Source organism: Leifsonia sp. NPDC058248 (assembly GCF_042881905.1).
In the GTDB taxonomy this organism is placed as follows: Bacteria; Actinomycetota; Actinomycetes; order Actinomycetales; family Microbacteriaceae; genus Leifsonia.
The window spans coordinates 113,534-137,897 of the sequence record NZ_JBHVXB010000006.1 but is presented as its reverse complement, the minus strand read 5'-3'; the positions used below and the strand labels follow the sequence as shown (position 1 = coordinate 137,897).

The window sequence follows — 24,364 nt, the reverse complement described above, 5'->3', positions numbered from 1 at the left end:
GACGGCCCCCGGTGCTTCGGCACCGGGGGCCGTCCTCGTTAAGGGTCGGGACGTCGTGCGCCGCGATGCGAGAATGGGAGCATGTGGCGGCAGCTTCTCGAATACACGGACACCATCGGACGCGCGATGGTCGGTGTCGCGGGAGTGCTGCTCGTCGTCGCCGTGCTGAGTTTCGTCGCCGGCATCGTGCAGGCCTCGACCGGTCACGCCGCCGCCACCCTGCCGTTCTGGCTCACCACGATGGGCTGCGCCATCATCGCCGGCATCCTCGTGTACCTCGCGAGCCGGCGCGGCGACTTCCGGCGCCGCTGACCCGGGGGCGGCTCGCCGCCCACTTGCGCCATAGCACACCTGACCCCCGCAAGCGTGGCACCACTACGCGGGTCTGTTGTCCACGGGACTCCTGCGAATAGTGTGACAACGCTTCACCCCGACCGAAGCACCGAGTGCCCCGGCACTCACATCGCCGCACTCTGCCGAGGAACCCGAACCTCTCCGGCAGCGTCCTTGAACAAGGAGGCATCCGTGGCGTCAATGACGGAGATCCTGATTCTCCATGGCCATCTGCCGATCGAGTACCTGGACTCGGTCACGAGCGAGCCCGCAGCCGACGAGGCCGCCGTGCGCTTCCTGCTCGAACGCGGCGCCATCAGCGAACTTCAGCTCACCAAAGCCCGAGCCGCCCAGGCGGGCCTCCCGTTCGTCGAGCTCGTCGACTACGCCGTCGACCGCACGGCCGTCGCCCTGATCAGCGGAGCCATCTGCCGCCGCCACTCGGTGCTGCCGATCGCGGTGACCGACGGCACGCTCATCCTGGCCATGTCCGACCCCGGCAACGTGTTCGCCGTCGACGACGTGCGAGCAGCGGCCCGGATGCGCGTCGCGCCCGTCGTCGCAGAGCAGTCCGACCTGCTTGCAGCCATCGACCGGTACATCCGCGCCGACGACGAGCTCAGCGACCTCACGACGACGCTCGAAGAGGAGAACGCCCCCGCCGACGACCTGTCGTCGAGCATCGGCGACGCCTCCGAGGACGACGCGCCGATCGTTCGCTTCGTGAACCTGCTGGTCAGTCAGGCGATCCAGGACCACGCCTCCGACATCCACATCGAGCCCGCAGAGCACGACGTGCGGGTGCGCTACCGCATCGACGGTGTGCTCCACGCCATGCAGAGCGCTCCGAAGAGCATCCAGAACGGTGTCATCTCGCGTCTGAAGATCATGAGCGACATCGACATCGCCGAGCGCCGCAAACCGCAGGACGGCCGCATGTCGGTCGTGCACGGCGGTCGCCAGATCGACCTGCGCGTCGCCACCCTGCCGACGGTGTGGGGCGAGAAGGTCGTCATGCGAATCCTCGACAACACCAACACCGGCATGACGCTGCGCGACCTCAACCTGCTCGAGCGCAACGCCGAGACGTACAAGAAGTCGTACTCCAAGCCCTACGGGATGATCCTGGTCACCGGTCCGACCGGGTCCGGCAAGTCGACCACCCTCTACACGACGCTCAACGCGGTCGCCCGCCCCGAGATCAACGTGATCACGGTCGAAGACCCCGTCGAGTACCGGATGCCCGGGATCAACCAGGTGCAGGTGAATCCCAAGGCCGGCCTCACCTTCGCCAGCGCGCTGCGCTCCATCCTGCGAAGCGACCCGGATGTCGTGCTCCTCGGTGAGATCCGCGACCACGAGACCGCCCAGATCGCCATCGAGGCGTCGCTCACCGGCCACCTCGTGCTCTCGACCCTGCACACCAACGACGCGCCGAGCGCGGTCACCCGCCTCACCGAGATGGAGATCGAGCCGTTCCTGGTCGGCTCGGCGCTCGACTGCGTGGTCGCCCAGCGACTCGCACGCCGACTCTGCGATCGCTGCAAGCAGCCTGCCCAGTACACGGCCGACGACCTGCGCGCACTCCGCTTCGGCGTTCAGCCGGACGAGCAGCCGCCCGTCGTCTACGCACCCGTCGGCTGCGCCACGTGCTCGAACACGGGCTACCGCGGTCGCATCGCCGTGCACGAGGTGATGGCAGTGAGCGAGGAGATCGAACGTCTCGCCGTCGCCAGGGCCTCGAGCGCCGAGATCGGCCGCGCCGCGCGGGAGCAGGGGATGCTCACCCTGCGCGAGGACGGCTGGGAGAAAGCCAAGCTCGGACTGACGTCCGTCGAAGAGATCTTGAGGGTGGTCGCTTAGTGAATGAATCAGAGTGGGGAGAGCCCATGAGCCAGCCGATCTACGAGATCCCGGTGACTCCGCCCGGCCAGGACGCCGACGGCTGGCATCCGGGCACTCCGGTGCCACTGCCGGAGACGTCCGTGGGGGCGCCGCCGTCGGCGTTCGATGCGCTGCTCGGGCTGACGCCGCCTAGCGCTCCTCCGGTCGCTCCTCCCGTGTTCGACGGGCCGCAGCCGATGGCTCCGGTGTTCGACGTGTCGCCGCCGGTCGCCGCCCCCGTCTTCGACGTGCCGCCGCCGATCGCGGCTGCCCCGATCGCGGCTGTGGCGCCTGTCTCGGCCGTGCCGCCGGTGATCGGCGCCCCGCCCGCGACCCTGCCGCTCCCGATGGCCGCACCGGTGGGCTTTCCGCCTCCCGTCACCGAACCGATCCCGGCGCCGGCGCCGGCCGCTGTGCCCGTCGCATCGGCTCCCGTCTTCGCACCGCCGGCATCCTGGTCTCTCACATCCGAGCAGACCCTACCCGCCGCTCAACGCCTCGTGCCCGCGGGCCGCCGCGCCGCCGAGCCCGCGCCGGAGCCGATGTCGGACGCCGCCGCTCATCCGCGGGAGCCGGAACCCATCGACGAGAAGCTCACCACGGCCGAGCGTGAGGCGCTCGAGCGTGCCGACCGCGAGCTCGTCGCCGCGCTGCACGAAGTCGTCTACCAGCGGGCATCCGACCTGCACATCACTGTGGGAGCCCCGCCGACCATCCGCGTCGACGGTGCCCTGCGCCCCGCCGCCGGCACCGAGCCGTGGAACAACGACCGCACCATGAAGGCCCTCACGAGCCTGCTCAGCGAGCGCCAGCTCGAGATCTTCCAGCGCGAGCTCGAGCTGGACTTCGCCTTCACGGTCTCGGCGAACGCCCGTTTCCGTGTGAACTTCTACCAGCAGCGCGGATCGGTGGGTGCGGCCTTCCGTCTCATCCCGACCGAGATCAAGCAGCTCAAAGAGCTCGGCATCCCCGAGAGCATCGGCGGCTTCTCGCAGCTTCCTCGTGGTCTCGTGCTGGTGACCGGCCCGACCGGTTCGGGCAAGTCGACGACGCTCGCCGCGCTGGTCGACCTGGTCAACAGCACCCGCGCCGACCACATCGTGACGGTCGAGGACCCGATCGAGTTCATGCACGTGCACAAGATGGCGATCGTCAACCAGCGCGAGGTCGGCCACGACACGCACAGCTTCAACAACGCCCTCAAGCACGTGCTGCGCCAGGACCCGGATGTCATCCTCATCGGCGAGCTCCGCGACCTCGAGACCATCTCGGTGGCCCTCACCGCCGCCGAGACCGGCCACCTCGTCTTCGCCACGCTGCACACCCAGGATGCCGCCCAGACCATCGACCGTGTGATCGACGTCTTCCCGCCGCACCAGCAGGATCAGGTGCGCGCGCAGCTGGCCGGAACCCTCCAGGGCGTCGTCTGCCAGACCCTCGTCAAGCGCGCAAACGGCCGAGGCCGCGCTGTCGCCACCGAGGTCCTGATGATGACCCCGGCTATCGCCAACCTCATCCGCGAGGGCAAGACCTACCAGATCGCCTCGATGATGCAGGCCGGCCGCGACTCAGGGATGCACACCATGGACCAGCACCTGGCCGACCTGGTCAACAGCGGCATCATCACGCGCAAGGCGGCCCTCGAGAAGGCGCACGACGTCGAGGGCATCCACCGGCTCATCCAGCGCGTCGAGTCGCCCACAGAGGCGTCTGCGCGCGCGATCGCCGCCAGCGGGCCCGACTTCGGAGACAACTTCTCCGGGATGGTGAGGTAATCGTGGCAGGTGCAACCGCGTACGCGTACAAGGGACGCGACGCCGCAGGCAAGATCGTCAAGGGGCGGGTGGATGCCCCCGGAGAGGCCGCGGTGGCCTCGCGATTGCGAACCATGGGTCTGTCCCCGATCTCGATCGAAGAGGCGCCGGAAGGCACCGGACTGAACCGCGAGATCAGCATCGGGTTCGGCAGCGGGGTGAAGCTCAAGGACCTCGCGATCATGAGCCGTCAGATGGCGACCATGATCGGTTCCGGGCTCTCGTTGCTCCGAACACTGAACATCATCGCCGAGCAGACCGAGAACAAGAAGCTCGCGACGATCATGGGCCACTTGCGCGATGAAGTCGAGACGGGGGTCTCGATCTCGGACGCCATGCGCAAGCACGCTGAGGTGTTCCCTCCGCTCATGATCAATATGGTGCGCGCGGGCGAGACCGGCGGCTTCCTGGATGCCGCCCTCGAAGCGATCGCCACGAACTTCGAGAAGGAGGTCAAGCTCCGCGGCACGATCAAGTCGGCGCTGACCTATCCTGTGATCGTCCTCATCATGTCGCTGGTGGCGGTGGTCGCCATGCTGTTGTTCATCGTGCCGGTCTTCGAGGCCATGTTCAAAGGGTTGGGTGGACAACTGCCCCTGCCGACCATGGTGCTCGTCGAGCTCTCGCACGCGATGGTGTGGGTCGCGCCGGTGCTGATCATCGGCGGAGTCGTGGGCGGCATCTGGTGGTCGCGCAACAAGCACACCGAAAAGGTTCGGATGCGCGTCGACCCGATCAAACTGAAGCTGCCGGTGTTCGGGCCCCTGCTCAAGAAGATCGCAGTCGCCAGATTCAGTCGCAACTTCTCTAACATGATCGGCGCGGGCGTGCCCATTCTGCAGGCCCTCAAGATCGTGGGGGAGACGAGCGGCAACTGGGTGATAGAGAACGCGCTCGTGAAGGTCGCCGATTCCGTGCGACAGGGAGAGTCCATCGCCGCCCCGCTCTCGGAGCAGCCGGTCTTTCCTGCCATGGTGACTCAGATGATCGCCGTGGGGGAGGACTCAGGCTCGCTGGAGACGATGCTCGACAAGATCGCGGACTTCTACGACCAGGAGGTCGAGTCCGCCACCGAACAGCTCACCGCCATGATCGAACCTCTCATGATCGCGTTCCTCGGAGTGGTGATCGGCGGCATGGTCATCGCGCTCTACATGCCCATCTTCCAAATTTCCAGCCTAGTCAAATAGGACCCCCCAACTGGGAGCCGCCTCACCGTTTTCTCCCCCTTACTGGGGTAAAAACTGAGGGAAATTCCCCCCTTTCGTGGGATTCTGCCGGGAGTTTTCTCCCAAATAGCATCAAGCCAACGGACGGGACTCGCCCCATCCGACCCCGCATTCCCGACCGAATGGACACCGCAATGTACTTCCGAATCATGGGCAAGCTGAACGCCCGTCGCAAGGGCCTCCTCGAAGAGAACGAAAAGGGCTTCACGCTCATCGAACTCCTCGTGGTGGTCATCATCATCGGCATCCTCGCCGCGATCGCCATCCCCGTGTACCTCGGCATCCAGGACAACGCGAAGGACTCGGCAGTCAAGTCCGACATCACCAACGGCAAGACCGCGGTGATCGCGTGGATGAACGACAACCCGGGCAAGACCTACGCTGACGCCGGCACCGCGCTGTTCACCGGCACGGGGCTCAATGCCACCAACGCCGCGAAGTACGGGGCGACTCAGAGCACCAACACCACGTCGCTCGCCTTCACGTCGCCCGGCAGCACGTTCTGCATCGTCGGAGTCAGTGCAAGCTCAGGTACCACCAGCTACAACGTCACCGACACCACAGGCGCTCTCAAGGGCGCGACCTGCGGTGTGAACACTCCATAACCCCACTCCCGTGAAAACGGGGCGTCGCGGACTGCGACGCCCCGTTTTCGCAGCAAGACACGATCCACCATCCACCATCCCAACCCGACAAAGGGAGGTGAACCATGAAAGCACTGCGCGCCAGCCTTCGCACCGCACGCGACCCCGAAGCCGGAGTCAGCCTCATCGAAGTGATCGTCGCAATGATGATCTTCGCGATCATCTCCGTCGGCGTCGCGTACGCCCTGCTCTCGTCGTTCGCCATCACCAACGACTCCCGCTCCCGCGCCGTCGCCACCAACCTGGCCGCGCAAGAGATCGACCTCGATCGATCGGCCGCGGACATCTTCGCGCTCCAATCGACGCTCGACACTGCGCCGAAGACCGTGCAAGTGCCAAGCGGCGCCGGCATCACCTACTCGATCGAGCGGGACGTGAGTTGGGTCTACAACTCCGGCAGCGACGTCGACTGCAACGCGTCCGCAGCGAGTTCGCTGCTCTACAAGCGCATCCACGTATCCATCACATGGCCCAAGATGGTCGGCGCCCCCGTCGTCGCGGACACTCTCTTCGCTCCGTCGTCGAAGATCAGCGTGGACACTCTCGGCACTATCCTCGTCTCGACCAAGTCGGCGACCGGCGCTCCGGTGTCAGGCGTATCCGTGTCGGTCTCGCCCAATCCAGGTTCCACACCCGTTGCGACCGACATCATGGGCTGCAGCTACGTCGTCAAGGTGCCGGCCGGTACGTACACGGTCAGCATCTCCAAGGCGGGATTCATCGACCCACTGCAGAAGCTTGCGCCGTCCCGCACCGTGACAGTCACAGCCGGAACCAGCACCTCGGCCGGCTTCACCTACGATCAGGCGGGAACGGTCGGTCTGACGTATCCCAGCGGGGGTGTCCAGATCCCCAACAATCTGATTGACACATTCTCGAGCTCGAACGGTGTGTATAGCAGCCCGGCGACCACCCCGAGCTCACTCCAACTTTTTCCGTCCACGCAATACGACGCTTTCGCCGGCGCGTTCGTGGCGAAGACCGACACCAACGCCGGCTGCATCTCTCCGGACTCCGGTCAGTGGCCCGACACGACCGACGGCCTTGGCCACACCCTCAGCGCGCCTGCGCCGCAGACGATCTCCTTCGATGCCGGGGCGAACATTTCGGCGCAACGATTCCCCATGGGCACCGTCACCGTGACGAATGTCGCGGGCACCCTGAACAACCTGTTCCTCGTTGCGACGAGCGCTGCGCCGTTCGTGGCCGGGGACCCCGGCTGCACGGGCAAGCCGCAGTCGTTGGCGTTCACTACGACGCTCGGAAAATCGAAGGGCAGTAATCTCACGCTGGCGCTGCCGTACGGCGCCTGGACGCTCGCATGGGGAACGAGTGCGAACCCGACAACGGTCGTTCCCTCTTCGAATCTGTCAGCTCCGAGCGGTGCGACAGGAACGAAGATCGGACTGGCCGGGGCTTTCACTCTCGACCCGCGGGTGGTGGTCCCGTGAGCATCCGCGGCCGCTGGGGCCGGTTGCGCGACGACGAAGCCGGCATCAGCCTCATCGAGTGGATCGTCGCGATGTTCGTCTTCGGCATAGTCATCACGCTCATCGCGAATCTCTACGTGAGCACAGTCAATGCTCTCGGCACCGCGCAGAACACCAACCAGAACACCCGCTCGGCGACCAATGCGATGAACGAGGCGGCTCGCATGGTCCGCGCCGGCACCGACAACCCCATTCTGGGCACTGGAGTCGGAACACCACCTCCGAACGACCCGGCGTTCGTCTATGCGCGGAACGAATCCGTCCTCTTCTACGCCTTCATCAACCTGACGGGCACCGCACAGAAGCCGATCATGGTGCGTCTGCGCGTCGAATCGGGCACTCGGAAGTTCACCGAGACCATCTGGCCCGCGACCGACCTGGGCAACGGCTACTGGTCATTTCCATCCGAGTCCACAGCGCCTCAGTCGACGCGCATCCTTGCCGACGCGATTGCCACACGGGGTACAGGCAAGCCGTGGACCTTCACCTACCTCGACGCGACCAATACTCCGATTGCGATGTCGTCGGCGACGGTGGCGACGGGCGAGATCACCAGCGCGGCGGCTCGTGCCACGATCGCGTCCGTTCAGGTCACGCTCACCGTGCAGTCCAGCCTGACGGACGCCACTCACACTGTCACCTTGCAGAACACGGTCGGCCTACCCAACCTCGGACTGAACAGGACGATCTCATGATGACCCGTATCGCAGGTTGGTTCCGGGCGATCCGCGATGGGCGCGATGACGGCATGGCCCTCATCACCGTGGTCATCTTCGGAACGGTCCTGGTGATGCTCGTAGCGACCGCGGCGGCCTTCGCTTCGAGCGGCGCGATCAACTCGCGCACCCAGGACGACTGGAACGCTGCGATGTCGGCCGCGTATGCCGGCGTCGAGGATTACAAGAGCCGCCTCGCCAACGACACCACCTACGTGCAGTACCGCAATTCCGCGTCGACGTTCAGTGCGAGCAGTACGGGCGGCCTCCCTCCGACGACCAATCCGGCATTCGGCGTGGGGACGGGCGGCAGCTGGGCTAATGTCTCCTCGGGAACCCCCGGCACCCTCACCCGATCGTATTTCCGGTACGAGGTCGACAACTCACAGTATTCCGCGTCCGGCACAGTGAAGCTCCGCTCTACGGGCAAGGTCGGCAACGAAGTTCGGTCGATCGTCGTGAATGTGCGCCAGCAAGGCTTCATCGACTTCCTCTACTTCACCGACTTCGAAGTGAAGGATCCAGCGCAGTCCAGCCTGGCTTGCAACACCTCGAGCGGTAAGCCCAACTACGCCTGGTTCTACTCGACCAACGTTCACGACAGCGACTGTACCGAGATCCAATTCGGCCCCAATGACGTCATCAACGGGCCGTTGCACTCGAATGACACCCTGTTGATCTGCGGCGCGACCTTCATCGGGCCCGTCACGACGTCGAATCCGAAGAGTCCCTTCTACAGGAAGGTCAGCGGCTGCAACAACCCGACGTGGAGCACCATGTACGGGCCCCCAACGCTGGACGCGACGATCGGCATGCCGCAGACCAACCTCCAGATGAAATCGGAGACTCGGACCGACCTCGATTCGGTCAAACGGCCCGGTTGCCTGTACACGGGCCCAACGGTCATCACCTTCCTCACAGGCGGCAAGATGAACGTCAAGTCGCCGTTCAGTAAATGGATGCAGGTCCACGGCGACCCGCCGACCGGAGGGGATCCCGCGCCGATGTGCGGCACGGCAGGCAACGTTGCGAACGGCCTCGGCTCCAAGGCTGGAGCGACCATCGACGTCATCCCGCAGAACCTGATCTACGTTCAGGATGTCCCGAGCACCTCGGATCCCAACGCCACGGCCGTCGGGACCTGGCCGGCCAACTTCACCTGCCTCAACACGACGAGCAAGACCGGCTGGCAGATCGACACGACCCGCTTCCCGCTGGCGACGGAGACGGTGCCCTCCGCGTCCCCCTCGCACTACGGCTGTCGCAGCGGCGATGTGTACGTGCAAGGAGTGGAGCACGGGCAAGTCACCGTCGCGGCCCAGAACTACGTGTACATCACGGGAGACATCACGTACCAGGACAAGACCAAGGACATGCTGGGGATCGTGGGAAACAACGCGGTGTGGGTATGGAATCCGTTCAATGACACCACTCCGCTTCTCGCAAAGGACCGCACGATCTACGCCGCCATCCTCTCCGTTGGCCACACCTTCATGGTGCAGAACTACGACCAGGGGAACTCGAGCGGCCGCGGCTCTCTGAACATCTACGGCGCGATCGCTCAGGAGTTCCGTGGGACGGTGGGTACCGCCGGCGGTCAGGGGTACATCAAGAACTACAATTATGACTCACGGTTCAAGTACACGGCGCCCCCGAAGTTCCTGTCACCGGTGTCCACGACCTATGGCGTCAGCACCTTGGTGGAGGTACCGAAAGCCTTCAAGGCGGACGGGAGCGTGGCCGGATGACCATTGAACAGAGTGGGTTCTGGCTCGTCGCGCTCGCCGCCGTAGGCGGGATCCTGGGTCTCGCGATCGGATCGTTCCTCAATGTCGTCGCCTATCGTGTTCCGGCAGGACTGTCCGTGGTGTCCCCGCCCAGCGCCTGCCCCGACTGCGGGACGGAGATCCGCCCGTATGACAACATCCCCGTGATCTCGTGGCTCGTCCTCCGTGGTCGCTGTCGCGATTGCCGTGGACGCATCAGCGCCCGCTATCCCGTCGTGGAGGCGATCACGGGAGTGTTCTTCGTGTTCGTGGCGGTTGGCTTCGTGCCGGCTGTCGAGGCGGCAGCCGCACCTGCAGCGCTCGTGGGAGCGGCCCTCGAACTCATCGCCTTCCTCTATCTCGCGGCGATTAGCGTCGCTCTGGCAGCTATCGATCTCGACGTCCACACCCTGCCGAACAAGATCGTGCTGCCCGCCTATCTCGTGGGCGGCGGACTCCTGGCCGGTGCCGGACTGTTCACGGGCCGTCTCGACGCTCTTCTGGGAGCGCTCGTCGGTCTCGTCGCGCTCTTCGTCCTCTACCTCGTACTCGCGCTGGCACGACCGGGGGGAATGGGTTTCGGCGACGTCAAGCTGGCCGGAGTTCTCGGTCTGTACCTCGGCTATCTCGGCTGGGGGCCACTGGTTGTCGGCGCCTTCGGCGCGTTCGTGCTCGGTGGACTGTTCGGAATCGCGCTACTCGTCGTGCGACGCGCTCGACGTGGTAGCGGCATCCCTTTCGGACCGTGGATGCTCGCGGGCGCTTGGACAGGGATCTTTTTCGGCGAGACGCTCTGGAACGGCTACCTCGCACTCGTCGGACTCGCGTAGCGGTACAGGGAACAAGGAGGAACACATGGGATCGAGCGTCGTCGGGGTCGACATCGGAAGCGCGGCAATACGCGCGGTCGAGGTGAGCGACCCGGGAAAGCCCAAGCCGACACTTGTGCGCCATCACGAAGTTCTCCTGCCGGAAGGCGCTGTCAGCCGGGGCGAGGTGCTCGAACCGAACACCGTGGCTGCTGCGCTCAAGAGCTTGTGGAGCCAGGGCGGATTCAAGAGCAAGAACGTCGTGCTCGGGATGGGGAACCAGCGGGTGCTGGCCCGCGACCTCACCGTGCCCAAGATGTCTCAGTCACGGATCCGCGAGAGCCTGCCGTTTCATGTTCAGGAGTTGCTCCCCGTGCCCGTCGCGGAGGCACTCCTTGACTTCTACCCCGTATCCGAGTCGATGAGCGACTCCGGACCGGTTGTCAATGGCCTGCTGGTCGCAGCAGTCAAGGACGCTGTGCTCGGAAACGTCAAGGCCACTCAGCTCGCCGGACTCACGACCGTCGACGTCGATCTCATCCCCTTCGCACTCACCCGTGTCCTCGTCGGTCGTGCGAACGCCACAGGCAACGTCGCGCTCATCGAGATCGGCGCAAACACCACCAGCGTCGTCATCGCCGCTGGGGGAGTCCCCCAGTTCGTCCGCATCATCCCGACCGGCGGAGCCGACCTCACGCAGGCTTTGCAGTCGGAGCTCGAAATCGAATTCGGGGAGGCGGAGCGCCTCAAGGCGGCGGTCGGACTGGCGAAGCAGGTCTCGACGATCGAGGAGCATCGCGCGGTCGAAATCATCTACCGCGTGACCAGCGACCTCTTGACCAGCCTGCGCAACACCGTCAGCTATTTCGTGAACACTCACCCGGCGATGCCGGTGGGTGAACTCGTCGTGACCGGAGGAGGGGCTCATCTTCCCGGTCTGATCGATGCGCTGGGTGAGATGACGCGACTGCCTGTCGCGCTGGGAGATCCGTTCCGAACCGTGTCACTTTCGCGTTCCCTCAACGCCGAGGTGCTCCGGCATAGCAGGTCCAGATTAGCCGTCGCCCTCGGGCTGGCACTAGGGAGCGCAGCATGAGCATCACGGTGAGGCGTCCGTCCGATGCCGAAACGGACGAACTCGAGACGCCTGCTACGACGAAGAAGTCGAAGGGCGGGGCGAGACGGGACGGCGCGAAGGCGTTGAAGGCTGGCAAGAAGCCGAAAGGAGTGCCGAAGGAGTCCAAGCCATCGTCGGCGGCGGTGAAGCCGACGACGCCTCGCGGAGAGGTTCTCGTCGTAGGTGGCCAACCGCGCGTCGATCTTCTTCCTCCTGAGGTCCGGGCTGCGCGCAAAGCCAAACGCACGCGGCGGGCACTCGGATACGGAGTCCTCAGCACGGTGATCGTCATGGTTCTGGCAGCCGGCGCTGCCTTCGCCTTCAACGTCGCAGCTCAGGCTCGCATGCTGATTGCCCAGTCGGAGACAGCCTCGATCCTCGCTCAGCAGCAGGAGTTCGTCGTGGTGCGTGCGGTTCAAAGCCAGTTGGGAATCGCGCAGGCGGCCCAGCAGGTCGGCGCCTCGACAGAGATTGACTGGAAGTCCTATCTCAGCCGTGTGCAGGCCACGCTGCCGGGCGATGTCTCGATGCAGAAAGTGACGGTCGACTCCTCGACTCCCCTCGCGATCTACACGCAGGCGACAGCGCCGCTGCAGCCGTCGCGAGTCGCCACACTCACCTTCTCGGCGTCGAGCCCGAACCTCCCGCAGGTGCCGACTTGGCTTCGGTCCCTGGCGAAACTCCCGGGGTACGCCGACGCGACACCCGGGACCATCACGCTGGACAAGACGACGAACCAATACACCGTGAACATCACGATGCATATCAACGATGCGGCGTTCGACAAGCGCTTCCAGCCGAAGGGAAAGTAGCGATGGACAAGACACGTATCTGGATCATCGGAGCGGCGGTTGTGATGGTCGTCATCGTCGCACTGGGATGGGTCGTCGCGATCCAGCCGCAGCTGGACTCGGCGTCCGCAGCCGACACGCAGACCGCGTCGATCGCGAAAACGAATGCACAGAGCGCGGCGGCGCTCGAACAGTTGAAGAAGGACTACAAGAACCTTCCGGCCCTGCAGTCCAAGCTCGCGACTCTGCAGAAATCGGTGCCTTCGGACCAGTCGATCCCGTCGTTCGTCGATGAGCTGTACGGGATCGCAGCGAAGAACGGCCTCACAATCACCAACTGGACCGCCGCTGACGCGCAGGCTTACAAGCCTGTCCAACCGGTGGCCGGGAGCGCTCCGTCTGCGACTCCGTCGCCGTCGGCGACGCCGACCCCGGCTCCGTCCGTAGCACCCACTCCGGCGGTGGCCGGCCCGACCGCGGGCGTCCCTCCGGTGGTCAACTCGCTCATCACTGCCGCGAATTTCGCAGCCGTGCCCGTCACTGTGTCTGTGAACGGACCGTACGCAAACATTCTGGAGTTTCTTCACGGGACGCAGACCGGTGATCGCCTGTTCCTGGTTACGGCCTTCTCATCCGCTCCCTCGACCAGCGGGCCGGGTTTCGACGGTACGGTCAGCGGTCTTATCTACGTACTCACCCAGCCGGAGGCCGCCGCGGCCAAGAAATAGGGAGAGCGCCCGCGCCGAACACCCTCCCTGGACTTCGACCGCCTCGTTGCTACAGTGGGCACCACTGACGGACGCCCGACCGGGCCGATCGAGGAGTGGCACATGAGCAACACGACGCCGGAAGCACCGAACGCAGGTTCGGGCGACGCCGCCGCGCAGGCCGACTCGGCGACGGGCGAGGTGGTCGCGCCCGCGACGGCGCCGGCCGAAACCGCGGCTGCCGCGCCCGCTGCAGCCGCGCCCACCTCTGCGAAGGATGCCGCAGCGGAGCCGCACGACACGGATCCGGGTGTCGTCGACCCGCCGTCCAAGCCTGTCTCCGCACGCGGCCACGTCAACCACCCGGAGGACGGCAGCCCGGCCACCCCGGCCGCCCCGAAGACGCGAGCCTCGGCGAAGTCGCGCACCGCGGCCCCGACGCCGGTCGAACCCGAGCCCGTGGTCACCACGAACGACGATGTCGCCGCCGCCGTCGCGCGCACCAACACCGGCGACGTCGAGGCGACACCTGCTGCTGCCGCCGGATCCGCGACCATCGACACCGCCTCGCCCGCCGAGTCGGCCACCCCGGTGATCGTCGCAGCGGAAGCTGCCACGGCCGCCACGGCAGCCGCTGCAGTCACGCCATCCGCCGCAACGACGGCGACCGCCGCAGCAGCGACGACCGCTCCCGCCGCATCCGCCCCCGAAGCAGCCTGGGCGGCCGGGTCCGCCGCGGCTCCGACCGCCGCGTACGCGCAGCAGGTCACTCCTATTTATGTTCAGCGCCCCGAGCCGCCGAAGAAGAAGAGCAACCGCGGCTTCGGCATCCTGTACGCCCTCGTCGGCACGCTCGCGTTCGCCATCCTCTGGGCGGCCGCGGTGGTCATCGTCGGCAACATCTTCACGCCCGGCGCCGAGCTGGTAGACAACCTGCTCCTCTTCGTCCGCTCGTGGCAGGGGTGGACGCCGGTCGTCGTCTTCTTCGTCGGCATGGTCGTCCTCATCCAGATCCTCAACCGCGCACGCTGGTGGGCGTACATCCTCGGCGGCCTCGTCGTCGCCGTGCTGGTCTACTTCTCCTTCGTCGGCGCCGCTCTGATGGACAACGACATCACCAAGCTCACGCCGAACGAGGCCGGGGTGCTCGTGAGCCGTCTCTGGGTCAACCCGTTCGCCGTGCTCGCCGGCGTGATCGCCCGCGAGGTCACCATCTGGACCGGAGCGTGGCTCGCCGCGCGCGGACGCAAGCTGAAGATCCGCAACGCCGAAGCGCAGGCCGACTACGACCAGCGACTGGCCGACGCACAGAACCAGGCGGTCGCCGCCTACGCCACGCCCGCGCAGAACGGGTACTGATCCACGGAGCGCCATGCGTGACGATCGCGCGTACGCCGCCGCGGTGGCGGCCTTCGCCACGTTCCTCTATCTGGCGATCGTCGTGGCGGCGTTCGGCCTGATCTCCCTCGCCACGAACACCGAGGTGATCGCCGACCCTTCGGTCGGAACGCTGGTCGGGCCGATCATGACCGGTGCGGCCACGCTGACCGTGTTCGCCTGCCTGCTCTCCACCGGGATGCGCGTCCCGGCCGACCAGCAGCGGATCCGGCCTCTCCTCGCGCTCGCCGTCGGGCTCGCCGCCTACTTCGTGTTCGCAGCAGCCGGCGGTATCGCAGGGGCGATCGGCGCCCCGGCCCAGCCGCTCCACTACTTCCTCTTCTTCTTCGCGCAACTGGGCAGTTGGTCCTCCTTCACGGTCGGCATCGCCGCCGTCTTCGTCACGCTCCTCTACCAGCTGGTGCTCGTCGGGCGTTTCCGCCAGCGCGGCCGCCCGCGCTGGCCCTGGGAGAGGGACGACGAGGAATAGCCCGCGGACTGCGAGCACTCAGCCCACGCGCACCTACTCTCCGTATGCTGTTCCGGTGCTCTCGGCGCGCCGGTGAGCCGCGCATCCATTTGACCGCAAAGGTCGCGGGAGCTAAGATTTATCGGGTGTGCGCTCTGTCGCGCGCTCGTTCGGTGCCCAGAAATGGGCACGGCGAGTGAGCTGGCACGTACTCATCCGATGGGCCGGAACAACCGCACGGTAGTTCCACGCCCCCACGGCATATCGATGACCATCACGAACCATTCTGCCCGGTCGTCGATTTTCCCCGAGAATCCAGTCGAACCCTCACGGGCTCAGTCCGGCTCGGAAACAGAAACACCTGTCACCGTGCAGTCCATATAAGGAGAAGTTCAGTGCCAACCATTCAGCAGTTGGTTCGGAAGGGCCGTAGCCCCAAGGTCACGAAGACCAAGGCTCCCGCCCTGAAGTCCAACCCCCAGCAGCGCGGCGTCTGCACCCGCGTCTACACCACCACGCCCAAGAAGCCGAACTCGGCTCTGCGCAAGGTGGCTCGCGTCAAGCTCTCGAACGGTACCGAGGTCACGGCCTACATCCCCGGTGAGGGCCACAACCTGCAGGAGCACTCGATGGTGCTCGTCCGTGGCGGTCGTGTGAAAGACCTCCCCGGTGTCCGTTACAAGATCGTTCGCGGCGCCCTCGACACCCAGGCTGTCAAGAACCGCAAGCAGGCTCGCAGCCGCTACGGCGCGAAGATGGAGAAGAAGTAATGCCTCGCAAGGGACCGGCTCCTAAGCGCCCCGTCGTCGCAGACCCCGTCTACGGCGCCCCGATCGTCAGCCAGCTCGTCAACAAGATCCTGCTCGACGGCAAGAAGGGCATCGCTGAGCGCATCGTCTACGACGCGCTCGAAGGCGTCGCCGCCAAGAACGGCCAGGATGCTGTCGCGACCCTCAAGAAGGCGCTCGACAACGTGCGCCCCACCCTCGAGGTCCGCAGCCGCCGCGTCGGCGGCTCGACCTACCAGGTGCCGGTCGAGGTCAAGCCTCACCGCGCCAACACCCTCGCGCTGCGCTGGCTCACCAGCTACGCCAAGGGTCGTCGTGAGAAGACCATGACCGAGCGTCTGACCAACGAGATCCTGGATGCGTCCAACGGTCTCGGCGCCGCCGTCAAGCGTCGTGAAGACACGCACAAGATGGCCGAGTCGAACAAGGCCTTCGCGCACTACCGCTGGTAACACCGGCTTAGGCAATACAGCGCCGGTCCCGGTTGTTGTACCCCAATGGGGCGCGACACCCGGAACCGGCGCCCCTTCCACTTTCTAATCTTCGGAGGAACCCTGTGGCACAGGACGTGCTCACTGACCTGAACAAGGTCCGCAACATCGGCATCATGGCCCACATCGATGCCGGCAAGACCACTACGACCGAGCGCATCCTGTTCTACACGGGCGTCAACCACAAGATCGGTGAGACGCACGACGGCGCCTCGACGACCGACTGGATGGAGCAGGAGAAGGAGCGCGGCATCACCATCACGTCCGCGGCCGTGACCTGTTTCTGGAACAAGAACCAGATCAACATCATCGACACCCCGGGCCACGTCGACTTCACCGTCGAGGTGGAGCGTTCGCTCCGCGTGCTCGACGGCGCTGTCGCGGTGTTCGACGGCAAGGAGGGCGTCGAGCCCCAGTCCGAGACCGTCTGGCGCCAGGCCGACAAGTACAACGTCCCGCGCATCTGCTTCGTCAACAAGATGGACAAGCTCGGCGCCGACTTCTACTACACGGTCGACACCATCGTCAGCCGCCTGGGCGCGAAGCCGCTCGTGCTGCAGCTGCCGATCGGCTCGGAGTCCAACTTCGAGGGTGTCGTCGACCTCGTCGAGATGCGTGCCCTGACCTGGCGCGGTGACGCCAAGGGTGATGTCCAGATGGGCGCCAAGTACGCCATCGAGGAGATCCCCGCCGACCTCGTCGAGAAGGCGCAGGAGTACCGTCAGGCCCTCCTCGAGACCGTCGCCGAGACCGACGACGCGCTGCTCGAGAAGTACTTCGGCGGTGAGGAGCTCACGGTCGCCGAGGTCAAGGGCGCCATCCGCAAGCTCACCGTCAACAGCGAGATCTACCCGGTGCTCTGCGGCTCGGCCTTCAAGAACCGTGGCGTTCAGCCGATGCTCGACGCCGTGATCGACTACCTCCCGTCGCCGCTCGACGTGCCCGCCATCGAGGCGCACGACCCGCGCGACGAAGAGAAGGTCATCCTGCGTCACGCCGACGCGTCGGAGCCGTTCTCGGCTCTCGCGTTCAAGGTCGCGGTTCACCCGTTCTTCGGTCGTCTCACCTACGTTCGTGTCTACTCCGGTCACGTCAACAGCGGCGCCGGTGTCGTGAACTCGACCAAGGGCAAGAAGGAGCGCATCGGAAAGATCTTCCAGATGCACGCCAACAAGGAGAACCCGGTCGACTTCGTCACCGCGGGCAACATCTACGCCGTGATCGGCCTCAAGGACACCACCACCGGTGACACCCTGTGCGACCCGGACAACCAGGTCGTCCTCGAGTCGATGACGTTCCCGGAGCCCGTGATCGAGGTCGCGATCGAGCCGAAGACCAAGGCCGACCAGGAGAAGCTGGGCACCGCGATCCAGAAGCTCGCCGAAGAGGACCCGACGTTCCGCACCGAGCAGAACCAGGAGACCGGTCAGACCGTCATCAAGGGAATGGGCGAGCTCCACCTCGACATCCTGGTCGACCGCATGAAGCGCGAGTTCAACGTCGAGGCGAACGTCGGCAAGCCCCAGGTGGCCTACCGCGAGACGATCCGCCGCGCCGTCGAGAAGTACGACTACACGCACAAGAAGCAGACCGGTGGTTCTGGCCAGTTCGCCAAGATCCAGATCACGATCGAGCCGATGGACGTCACCCCCGAGACGAGCTACGAGTTCGTGAATGCCGTCTCCGGTGGTCGCGTTCCCCGCGAGTACATCCCGTCGGTCGACCACGGCATCCAGGACGCCATGCAGGTCGGCGTCCTCGCCGGCTTCCCGACGGTGGGCGTCAAGGCGACCCTCGTCGACGGCGCTTCGCACGACGTCGACTCCTCGGAGATGGCGTTCAAGATCGCCGGCTCGATGGCCTACAAAGAGGCCGCGCGCAAGGCGAACCCTGTGCTCCTCGAGCCGCTCATGGCGGTCGAGGTCCGCACGCCGGAAGAGTACATGGGCGATGTGATCGGTGACCTCAACTCACGACGAGGCCAGATCCAGTCGATGGAGGACGCGAGCGGGGTCAAAGTCATCCGCGCGAACGTTCCGCTCTCGGAGATGTTCGGATACATCGGTGACCTGCGGTCGAAGACCTCGGGCCGCGCGGTCTACTCGATGAGCTTCGACAGCTACGCGGAGGTCCCGAAGGCTGTGGCCGACGAGATCGTCCAGAAGAACAAGGGCGAGTAGTAGCAGAGCCCCTGACAGATTTGGGATGCCGGAGCGCTGGCCTACCAGCGTTCCGGTATCCCGGATCGACCAAGTAACATAGGTAAACAATCCCGTAGAGTTGCCGGTCGGAAACCATCGACCGGGGTTTCTACACGAGAGTCCTGAGGAGGACCCAGTGGCTAAGGCCAAGTTCGAGCGGACTAAGCCGCACGTCAACATCGGAACCATCGGTCACGTCGACCACGGAAAGACCACGCTCACGGCGGCTATCTCGAAGGTGCTTGCTGACAAGTACCCGTCGGCCACCAACGTGCAGCGCGACTTCGCGTCGATCGACTCGGCTCCGGAAGAGCGGCAGCGTGGTATCACGATCAACATCTCGCACGTCGAGTACGAGACCCCGAAGCGCCACTACGCGCACGTTGACGCCCCTGGGCACGCCGACTACATCAAGAACATGATCACCGGTGCCGCTCAGATGGACGGCGCGATCCTCGTGGTCGCCGCCACCGACGGCCCGATGGCTCAGACCCGTGAGCACGTTCTGCTCGCCAAGCAGGTCGGCGTTCCGTACCTGCTCGTCGCGCTGAACAAGTCCGACATGGTCGACGACGAGGAGATCCTGGAGCTCGTCGAGCTCGAGGTCCGCGAACTGCTCTCCAGCCAGAACTTCGATGGCGACAACGCCCCCGTCGTGCGCGTCTCGGGCCTCAAGGCGCTCGAGGGCGACGAGAAGTGGGTCGAGTCGATCGTCGAGCTCATGGATGCCGTCGACAACTCCATCCCCGACCCCGTGCGCGACAAGGACAAGCCGTTCCTGATGCCGATCGAGGACGTCTTCACGATCACCGGTCGTGGAACCGTCGTCACCGGCCGCGCCGAGCGTGGAACCCTCGCCATCAACTCCGAGGTCGAGATCGTCGGCATCCGCCCGACGCAGAAGACCACGGTCACCGGTATCGAGATGTTCCACAAGCAGCTCGACGAGGCATGGGCCGGCGAGAACTGTGGTCTGCTCCTCCGTGGCACCAAGCGCGAAGACGTCGAGCGCGGCCAGGTCGTCGTCAAGCCGGGTTCGGTCACGCCGCACACCGACTTCGAGGGCACCGCCTACATCCTGTCCAAGGATGAGGGTGGCCGTCACAACCCGTTCTACGCGAACTACCGTCCGCAGTTCTACTTCCGTACCACCGACGTCACCGGCGTCATCACGCTGCCCGAGGGCACCGAGATGGTCATGCCCGGCGACACCACCGACATGACGGTCGCGCTGATCCAGCCGATCGCCATGGAAGAGGGCCTCGGCTTCGCCATCCGTGAGGGTGGCCGCACCGTGGGTGCTGGTACCGTCACGAAGATCGTCAAGTAGTCTTCTTCGACTGACCAGAAAAGGGGTCGGGCCTTCGGGCCCGGCCCCTTTTCTCATGCCCGGGGGATATCGGCTCGCACATGCCGAATGTAAAATGTATGGTGGAAGAGTACGGGATGACCGGGGATCATCCGCCACCCACTCTTAGAGGAGACTCTTCGTGCGTCCTCGTCGTCTTGTTCCCGGAGCCCTCGTCGGCGCCCTGATCCTCGCTGTCGTGGTCGCCCCGTCGGCCTCCGCGTCGCCTGGGCAGGCGGTGAACGACAAGACCTCCATCGCCCTCGAGGAGATCGTCTCGACGCTCGCGGGCCCGGGGGTCAGCGTGTCGAACGTGTCCTACGCGGGTGACGACCGCGCCGTCGGCATCTTCGCGGGAATGTCCTCTATCGGAATCGAAGGGGGAGTGGTTCTGTCCACGGGAACGGCCACGAGCGCGCTTCCCGGGCCGAACACCGATCCGAGGGGCACGACCCGATTCGATACGCCGGGTGACGCGGAACTCGACGCCCTCATCGGCGACGCCACGGTCGATGCGAGCGCCATCGAGTTCGATTTCGTCCCCCGCTCCGACTCGGTGTCGATCGACTACGTCTTCGGGTCGGAGGAGTACAACATGTTCGTCGGCTCCGCATACAACGATGCATTCGCTCTGTTCGTCAACGGACAGAACTGCGCTGTGATCGATGGCGCTCCCGTCTCGATCAACACGATCAATGGCACTGCGCGGCCCGACCTCTTCGTCGACAACACGGACGCGTCGGTCGACACGGCGCTCAACGGCTTCACGCGCCCGCTCAGGTGCACGACCCCGGTGCGTCAAGGGGTGGTGAACCACGCCAAGCTCGTCATCGGCGACGTCGCCGATTCCAGGTATGACTCGACGGTGCTCATCGCCGGCGGCGGGTTCTACTCCAACAGGGCTCCGACGGCGGGCGACCTGAGCTTCACCATGACGTCGGGCGCGACCGCATCGGTTGCCTTCCCGGGCGCCGACGACGAGGAGGACGAGCTCACCTACTCGATCGATTCCGCTCCGGCGCACGGCGAGGTCGAGTCCACCGAGGACGGTGTGACCTACACTCCAGCCGCCGGCTTCGTCGGCACGGACACGTTCACCTTCACGGTGAGCGACGGTGTCACGGTCTCCGATCCGTACACGGTGACCATCGTTGTGAGTCCACCGGTGCCCGCCGACTCCGCCCCGGTCAACTCCGCACCCGTCGTGGCCCACGTGACCTACACCGTGGTGCAGGGCGAGCAGTCGTCCGTTCCTGTAGTCGCGATCGATGCCGACGGCGACGAGTTGACCTATGAGATCGTCGAACCCACCGCTCACGGAACGCTCAGCGGCAAGGGGCGCGCCTTCAGCTACCGGTCGGCAGAGGACTTCGTCGGGGTCGACGGGTTCACCGTCCGCGTTGTGGATTCGGCGGAGGCATCCGGTGTCGGGCACGTGACGCTCGACGTGGTCGCGCGGCCCGTGCCGCCCATCGTCTCGGGCGCGATGCCGGTCTTCCCGAACGGAGCCCGCGCTTCTCTCGGGACGTTGCCCTCGACGGGCGTGGACGCGGGTCCGGCCATCGTCTCCGCTCTTGTGCTCGTCGGGGCTGGCGCCGGGTTGATCGCGCTCACGCGCATCCGGAGGCGCGCACGACGCTCGTGACCCGATCGGGCCTCGGCGGTGAGGTGGCAGCGCAGAGAAGTCGACCTTCGACCTCGCGAAACTTTTGTGCAGGTGTATCGTAAATTGAGAAAACCTCAATATCTCTTCCGAGGGATGACTCGCGCTTGCCAAGGGGGTATGACCATGCGACGTCACAACAACCACTCCGTCCCTTCCGGTCTTCGGAAAGAACCCGATCTCCGGTCGCCGTTGACCATCGCCGGCACCTGGGCAGCGCGCATCGTCGCACCAGCCATCGTGCTCGCCCTCGCCGTCACCGGCTTCACTGCGCCCGCGTACGCCGACGACGCGCCTCCCGCCGACCAGACGACGGCGACCGCCCCCGCCGATCAGGCGGCAGCGGCGCCGGCGCCGGCGCCCGCGGACCCTGCACCTGCTCCGGACCCGGCCCCTGCGCCTGACCCGGCACCGGCACCAGCGCCCGACCCGGCCCCAGCGCCTGACCCTGCGCCGGCTCCCGCGCAGGACCCCGCACCCGCGCCGGAGGCTGCGCCCGCGCCCGCGACGGACCCGGCCCCGGCGGCCGATCCGGCCCCGGCGACCGACGGCACAGCCTCCACTCCGGCCTCACACCCGTCGGCGCCGCTGACCGCCCCACGAGCCGTCGTCGCGGCCGCGACGACGAATGCCACGCTCACCATCGTCAAGAACATCGAGAACGCGTCCGGAGCACTGGTCGACGCGACGCCGGCCGGCTGGAAGTTCACCGCCGAAAGCACGGCGCTGACTCCCAGCCCGCAGTCCCTCACCACCACCGACGCGACAGGCGCCGTCACCTACAACCTCACCGTCCCGGCCGGAGCGCCGGCGTCGGTGACGGTCACGGAGACGCAGCAGGCCGGTTTCGAGCTGGCGCCGCAGGACGGGGCCAATGCGGTCTGCGTCTATGCGAACGGCGTGGTCGTCAACGTCGGGACCACGGGATTCACGGTCCAGGTGGCCGCCGGCATGACGGCGCGCTGCGTCGTGGTCAACAGGCAGGTCCCCGTCGTACCGCACTGGACGCTCACCAAGACCGCCGACCCGGCGAGCGGCACCGTCGTGCATCCGGGCCAGACCATCACCTACACGCTGACCGCCACCAATGACTCGGGTGCGATCGTCACGGGCGCATCCGCGCTCGAGAAGCTGGGGAACGTACTCGACCACGCCACATTGAGCGGTGTGCTGCCTTCAGCCCTCAGCCTTGCCGGTACCGACGGGACGTGGCAGGTGCCGACGCTGGCGCCGGGAGAGACGAGGACGGTCTCCTTCAGCGTGGTCGTCGACGCGAACGCGGGCGGGGCGATCATCGACAACGTCGTGACGCCGGGCCCGGGTGGCACGTGCGTGCCGTACGGCCCGGAGAACGGCCCGGGTTGCGAGACGACGCACCGGGTCCCGCTGGTGAACCTCGCGATCGTCAAGACGCACTCCACCGCTGACGGCGGCCCGGGCGGCGTGGTCGACTCCGGCAAGGGCGACCTGATCGACTACCTGCTCACCGTCAGCAATGCCGGTCCGGATGACGCGACCGGTGTCACCGTCAGCGACCCGCTTCCCGCGGGTGTCACCTATGTCGACGGTTCGCTCTCCGGTCCGGCCGGCTGGACGGGATCGGTCACCGACGGCGTGCTCACGATCGTCTTCGCAGGCACGCTCAACACGGGCGACAAGGTCGACCTCACCTTCCAGGCCACCGTGGGGACGCTCACCCGCCCCGGCAACGACTCGCCCTATCCCGACCTGGAGAACAGCGCCTGCGTGACGAGCGCCGAGTACGACTCCGACACGTCGGACAACTGCTCGACCGACATGACGAAGGTGAAGGCCATCGCCGTGACGACGCAGTCGCTCTGCGTGAACGACGCGCCCGTCGTCTCCTACTCGCTGACGCCGTTCAACATCACGTCGACTCCGACGATCGCGCTCATCTGGTGGACGACCGCCGGCTACGCCGCGCATGATCCGAGCATCCCGGCGGCAGACGAGGCGGCATTGCTCGCCGACGGCGCGCAGCAGGTCGACTACATACCGGTTCCCGCCGGATGGATGAACGGCCAGACGATCAGCGGCACCCAGCTCTGGCCGGGGGCGAGCGTCGATGCGAACGGCCGCGGCAACGGCTGGCCGGGATGGCGGCAGCTCGGCGACGGCACGTGGGTGCTCGACCCGGCCGCACCGTTCTACGATCTGCGCAACGACGCGGTCGTCGAGGTGAGGATCAACCCCACGACCGCCGCCACGGTGGCCTACCCGCCGGCGTCGACGCATTGCACGCCGACCTCGGTCACGACAACGACCACCGCCACGACGGGAACGACCACCGTCGGGCTCGCCGCGACCGGTAGCGACGTGGGGGGCCCGGCACTCGCGGCCCTCGCGCTGATCGGTCTCGGAGCCGCCGTCCTGTTCCGGATGCGCCGCAGAAGCGGAGACCAGCGCTAGGGGGTTTACCTCTCCGTGATACGGACGCACAATGTATGGACCGTTCATTCCGGACGGACCGCCGACGAAGGGAGCGCGTATGGGTATCCACAACCTCGCAAACCAGGCCAAGCCGCTGACAGGGCCTCGGGCGGAAAGTTCGGGCACCGCGTGAGCGGATCCAATGGCATCAGAAGGGAGTGACGGCGCGAGGCGTCACTCGAGCGGGACCGGCGGAGAACGCCCGGTCCCGCTCCTTCTTTTTGTGCGGATGCGGCACCCGATTCGGGCGCTCACGGCGTGGCGCGACACGCCCGG

General features: G+C 66.0%; 20 protein-coding genes. All 20 read left to right on the top strand.

The genetic code is table 11. The annotated features are described in order from the left end of the window. Window positions 1-81 precede the first annotated feature (81 nt). Complete coding sequence (locus ACFVV5_RS11510; RefSeq protein WP_387243613.1) at window positions 82-312, top strand: hypothetical protein; 231 nt, start codon at window positions 82-84, stop codon at window positions 310-312. Between the two features lie 213 nt (window positions 313-525). Continuing rightward, window positions 526-2,196: a GspE/PulE family protein gene (locus tag ACFVV5_RS11505; protein WP_387243608.1), complete on the top strand. Its 1,671-nt coding sequence runs from the start codon at window positions 526-528 to the stop codon at window positions 2,194-2,196. Between the two features lie 26 nt (window positions 2,197-2,222). Then, complete coding sequence (locus ACFVV5_RS11500) at window positions 2,223-3,992, top strand: PilT/PilU family type 4a pilus ATPase (RefSeq protein ID WP_387243605.1); 1,770 nt, start codon at window positions 2,223-2,225, stop codon at window positions 3,990-3,992. Window positions 3,993-3,994: 2 nt separating this feature from the next. Then, window positions 3,995-5,221: a type II secretion system F family protein gene (locus ACFVV5_RS11495; protein WP_387243602.1), complete on the top strand. Its 1,227-nt coding sequence runs from the start codon at window positions 3,995-3,997 to the stop codon at window positions 5,219-5,221. Window positions 5,222-5,394: 173 nt separating this feature from the next. Continuing rightward, a complete protein-coding gene (locus tag ACFVV5_RS11490) occupies window positions 5,395-5,865 on the top strand; it encodes a type IV pilin protein (protein WP_387243599.1) in 471 nt (156 codons plus the stop codon). 104 nt (window positions 5,866-5,969) lie between these two features. Further along, window positions 5,970-7,355, top strand: a complete 1,386-nt coding sequence (locus tag ACFVV5_RS11485) for a prepilin-type N-terminal cleavage/methylation domain-containing protein (protein ID WP_387243596.1) — start codon at window positions 5,970-5,972, stop codon at window positions 7,353-7,355. Beyond that, window positions 7,352-8,089: a PilW family protein gene (locus tag ACFVV5_RS11480; protein ID WP_387243593.1), complete on the top strand. Its 738-nt coding sequence runs from the start codon at window positions 7,352-7,354 to the stop codon at window positions 8,087-8,089. The genes ACFVV5_RS11485 and ACFVV5_RS11480 overlap by 4 nt, the downstream gene beginning before the upstream one ends. Then, on the top strand, window positions 8,086-9,858 hold the full coding sequence (locus tag ACFVV5_RS11475; protein ID WP_387243590.1) for a hypothetical protein: 1,773 nt from the start codon (window positions 8,086-8,088) through the stop codon (window positions 9,856-9,858). Before ACFVV5_RS11480 ends, ACFVV5_RS11475 begins: the two co-directional genes overlap by 4 nt. Continuing rightward, entirely contained in the window at window positions 9,855-10,706 is an 852-nt protein-coding gene (locus tag ACFVV5_RS11470) for a prepilin peptidase (protein ID WP_387243587.1), read from the top strand. Before ACFVV5_RS11475 ends, ACFVV5_RS11470 begins: the two co-directional genes overlap by 4 nt. A 25-nt stretch (window positions 10,707-10,731) precedes the next feature. Next, complete coding sequence (gene pilM / locus ACFVV5_RS11465) at window positions 10,732-11,781, top strand: type IV pilus assembly protein PilM (protein WP_387243584.1); 1,050 nt, start codon at window positions 10,732-10,734, stop codon at window positions 11,779-11,781. Then, a complete protein-coding gene (locus tag ACFVV5_RS11460; protein WP_387243580.1) occupies window positions 11,778-12,614 on the top strand; it encodes a hypothetical protein in 837 nt (278 codons plus the stop codon). The genes pilM and ACFVV5_RS11460 overlap by 4 nt, the downstream gene beginning before the upstream one ends. A 2-nt stretch (window positions 12,615-12,616) precedes the next feature. Continuing rightward, entirely contained in the window at window positions 12,617-13,321 is a 705-nt protein-coding gene (gene pilO, locus ACFVV5_RS11455; protein ID WP_387243576.1) for a type 4a pilus biogenesis protein PilO, read from the top strand. A gap of 102 nt (window positions 13,322-13,423) precedes the next feature. Beyond that, complete coding sequence (locus ACFVV5_RS11450; RefSeq protein ID WP_387243573.1) at window positions 13,424-14,659, top strand: hypothetical protein; 1,236 nt, start codon at window positions 13,424-13,426, stop codon at window positions 14,657-14,659. A 13-nt stretch (window positions 14,660-14,672) separates the two neighbouring features. Next, window positions 14,673-15,167, top strand: a complete 495-nt coding sequence (locus ACFVV5_RS11445; RefSeq protein WP_387243570.1) for a DUF6121 family protein — start codon at window positions 14,673-14,675, stop codon at window positions 15,165-15,167. Between the two features lie 374 nt (window positions 15,168-15,541). Then, the gene (gene rpsL, locus ACFVV5_RS11440; RefSeq protein ID WP_055811472.1) at window positions 15,542-15,916 is read left to right on the top strand and encodes a 30S ribosomal protein S12; all 375 of its coding nucleotides are present in this window, start codon (window positions 15,542-15,544) and stop codon (window positions 15,914-15,916) included. Then, window positions 15,916-16,386, top strand: coding sequence for a 30S ribosomal protein S7 (rpsG, locus tag ACFVV5_RS11435; protein ID WP_387243567.1), 471 nt, complete (start codon window positions 15,916-15,918; stop codon window positions 16,384-16,386). Before rpsL ends, rpsG begins: the two co-directional genes overlap by 1 nt. Window positions 16,387-16,490: 104 nt before the next feature. After that, window positions 16,491-18,605: an elongation factor G gene (gene fusA, locus ACFVV5_RS11430; protein ID WP_387243564.1), complete on the top strand. Its 2,115-nt coding sequence runs from the start codon at window positions 16,491-16,493 to the stop codon at window positions 18,603-18,605. 157 nt (window positions 18,606-18,762) lie between these two features. Beyond that, complete coding sequence (gene tuf, locus ACFVV5_RS11425; protein ID WP_387243561.1) at window positions 18,763-19,956, top strand: elongation factor Tu; 1,194 nt, start codon at window positions 18,763-18,765, stop codon at window positions 19,954-19,956. 160 nt (window positions 19,957-20,116) lie between these two features. Continuing rightward, window positions 20,117-21,619 (top strand): choice-of-anchor L domain-containing protein, encoded by a 1,503-nt coding sequence (locus ACFVV5_RS11420; RefSeq protein WP_387243558.1) that lies wholly within the window; start codon window positions 20,117-20,119, stop codon window positions 21,617-21,619. A gap of 138 nt (window positions 21,620-21,757) precedes the next feature. Continuing rightward, window positions 21,758-24,067 carry a hypothetical protein gene (locus ACFVV5_RS11415; protein WP_387243555.1) on the top strand — a complete coding sequence of 770 codons (2,310 nt, stop codon included), beginning with the start codon at window positions 21,758-21,760 and terminating at the stop codon, window positions 24,065-24,067. Window positions 24,068-24,364: the final 297 nt, after the last annotated feature.

Coding starts and splice junctions, on each gene's coding strand:
- ACFVV5_RS11415 (WP_387243555.1), top strand. CDS start 21,758: ATGACCATGCGACGTCACAACAACCACTCCGTCCCTTCCGGTCTTCGG.
- ACFVV5_RS11485 (WP_387243596.1), top strand. CDS start 5,970: ATGAAAGCACTGCGCGCCAGCCTTCGCACCGCACGCGACCCCGAAGCC.
- ACFVV5_RS11510 (WP_387243613.1), top strand. CDS start 82: ATGTGGCGGCAGCTTCTCGAATACACGGACACCATCGGACGCGCGATG.
- ACFVV5_RS11460 (WP_387243580.1), top strand. CDS start 11,778: ATGAGCATCACGGTGAGGCGTCCGTCCGATGCCGAAACGGACGAACTC.
- pilO (WP_387243576.1), top strand. CDS start 12,617: ATGGACAAGACACGTATCTGGATCATCGGAGCGGCGGTTGTGATGGTC.
- ACFVV5_RS11450 (WP_387243573.1), top strand. CDS start 13,424: ATGAGCAACACGACGCCGGAAGCACCGAACGCAGGTTCGGGCGACGCC.
- ACFVV5_RS11445 (WP_387243570.1), top strand. CDS start 14,673: ATGCGTGACGATCGCGCGTACGCCGCCGCGGTGGCGGCCTTCGCCACG.
- ACFVV5_RS11490 (WP_387243599.1), top strand. CDS start 5,395: ATGTACTTCCGAATCATGGGCAAGCTGAACGCCCGTCGCAAGGGCCTC.
- ACFVV5_RS11500 (WP_387243605.1), top strand. CDS start 2,223: ATGAGCCAGCCGATCTACGAGATCCCGGTGACTCCGCCCGGCCAGGAC.
- pilM (WP_387243584.1), top strand. CDS start 10,732: ATGGGATCGAGCGTCGTCGGGGTCGACATCGGAAGCGCGGCAATACGC.
- rpsG (WP_387243567.1), top strand. CDS start 15,916: ATGCCTCGCAAGGGACCGGCTCCTAAGCGCCCCGTCGTCGCAGACCCC.
- ACFVV5_RS11470 (WP_387243587.1), top strand. CDS start 9,855: ATGACCATTGAACAGAGTGGGTTCTGGCTCGTCGCGCTCGCCGCCGTA.
- ACFVV5_RS11475 (WP_387243590.1), top strand. CDS start 8,086: ATGATGACCCGTATCGCAGGTTGGTTCCGGGCGATCCGCGATGGGCGC.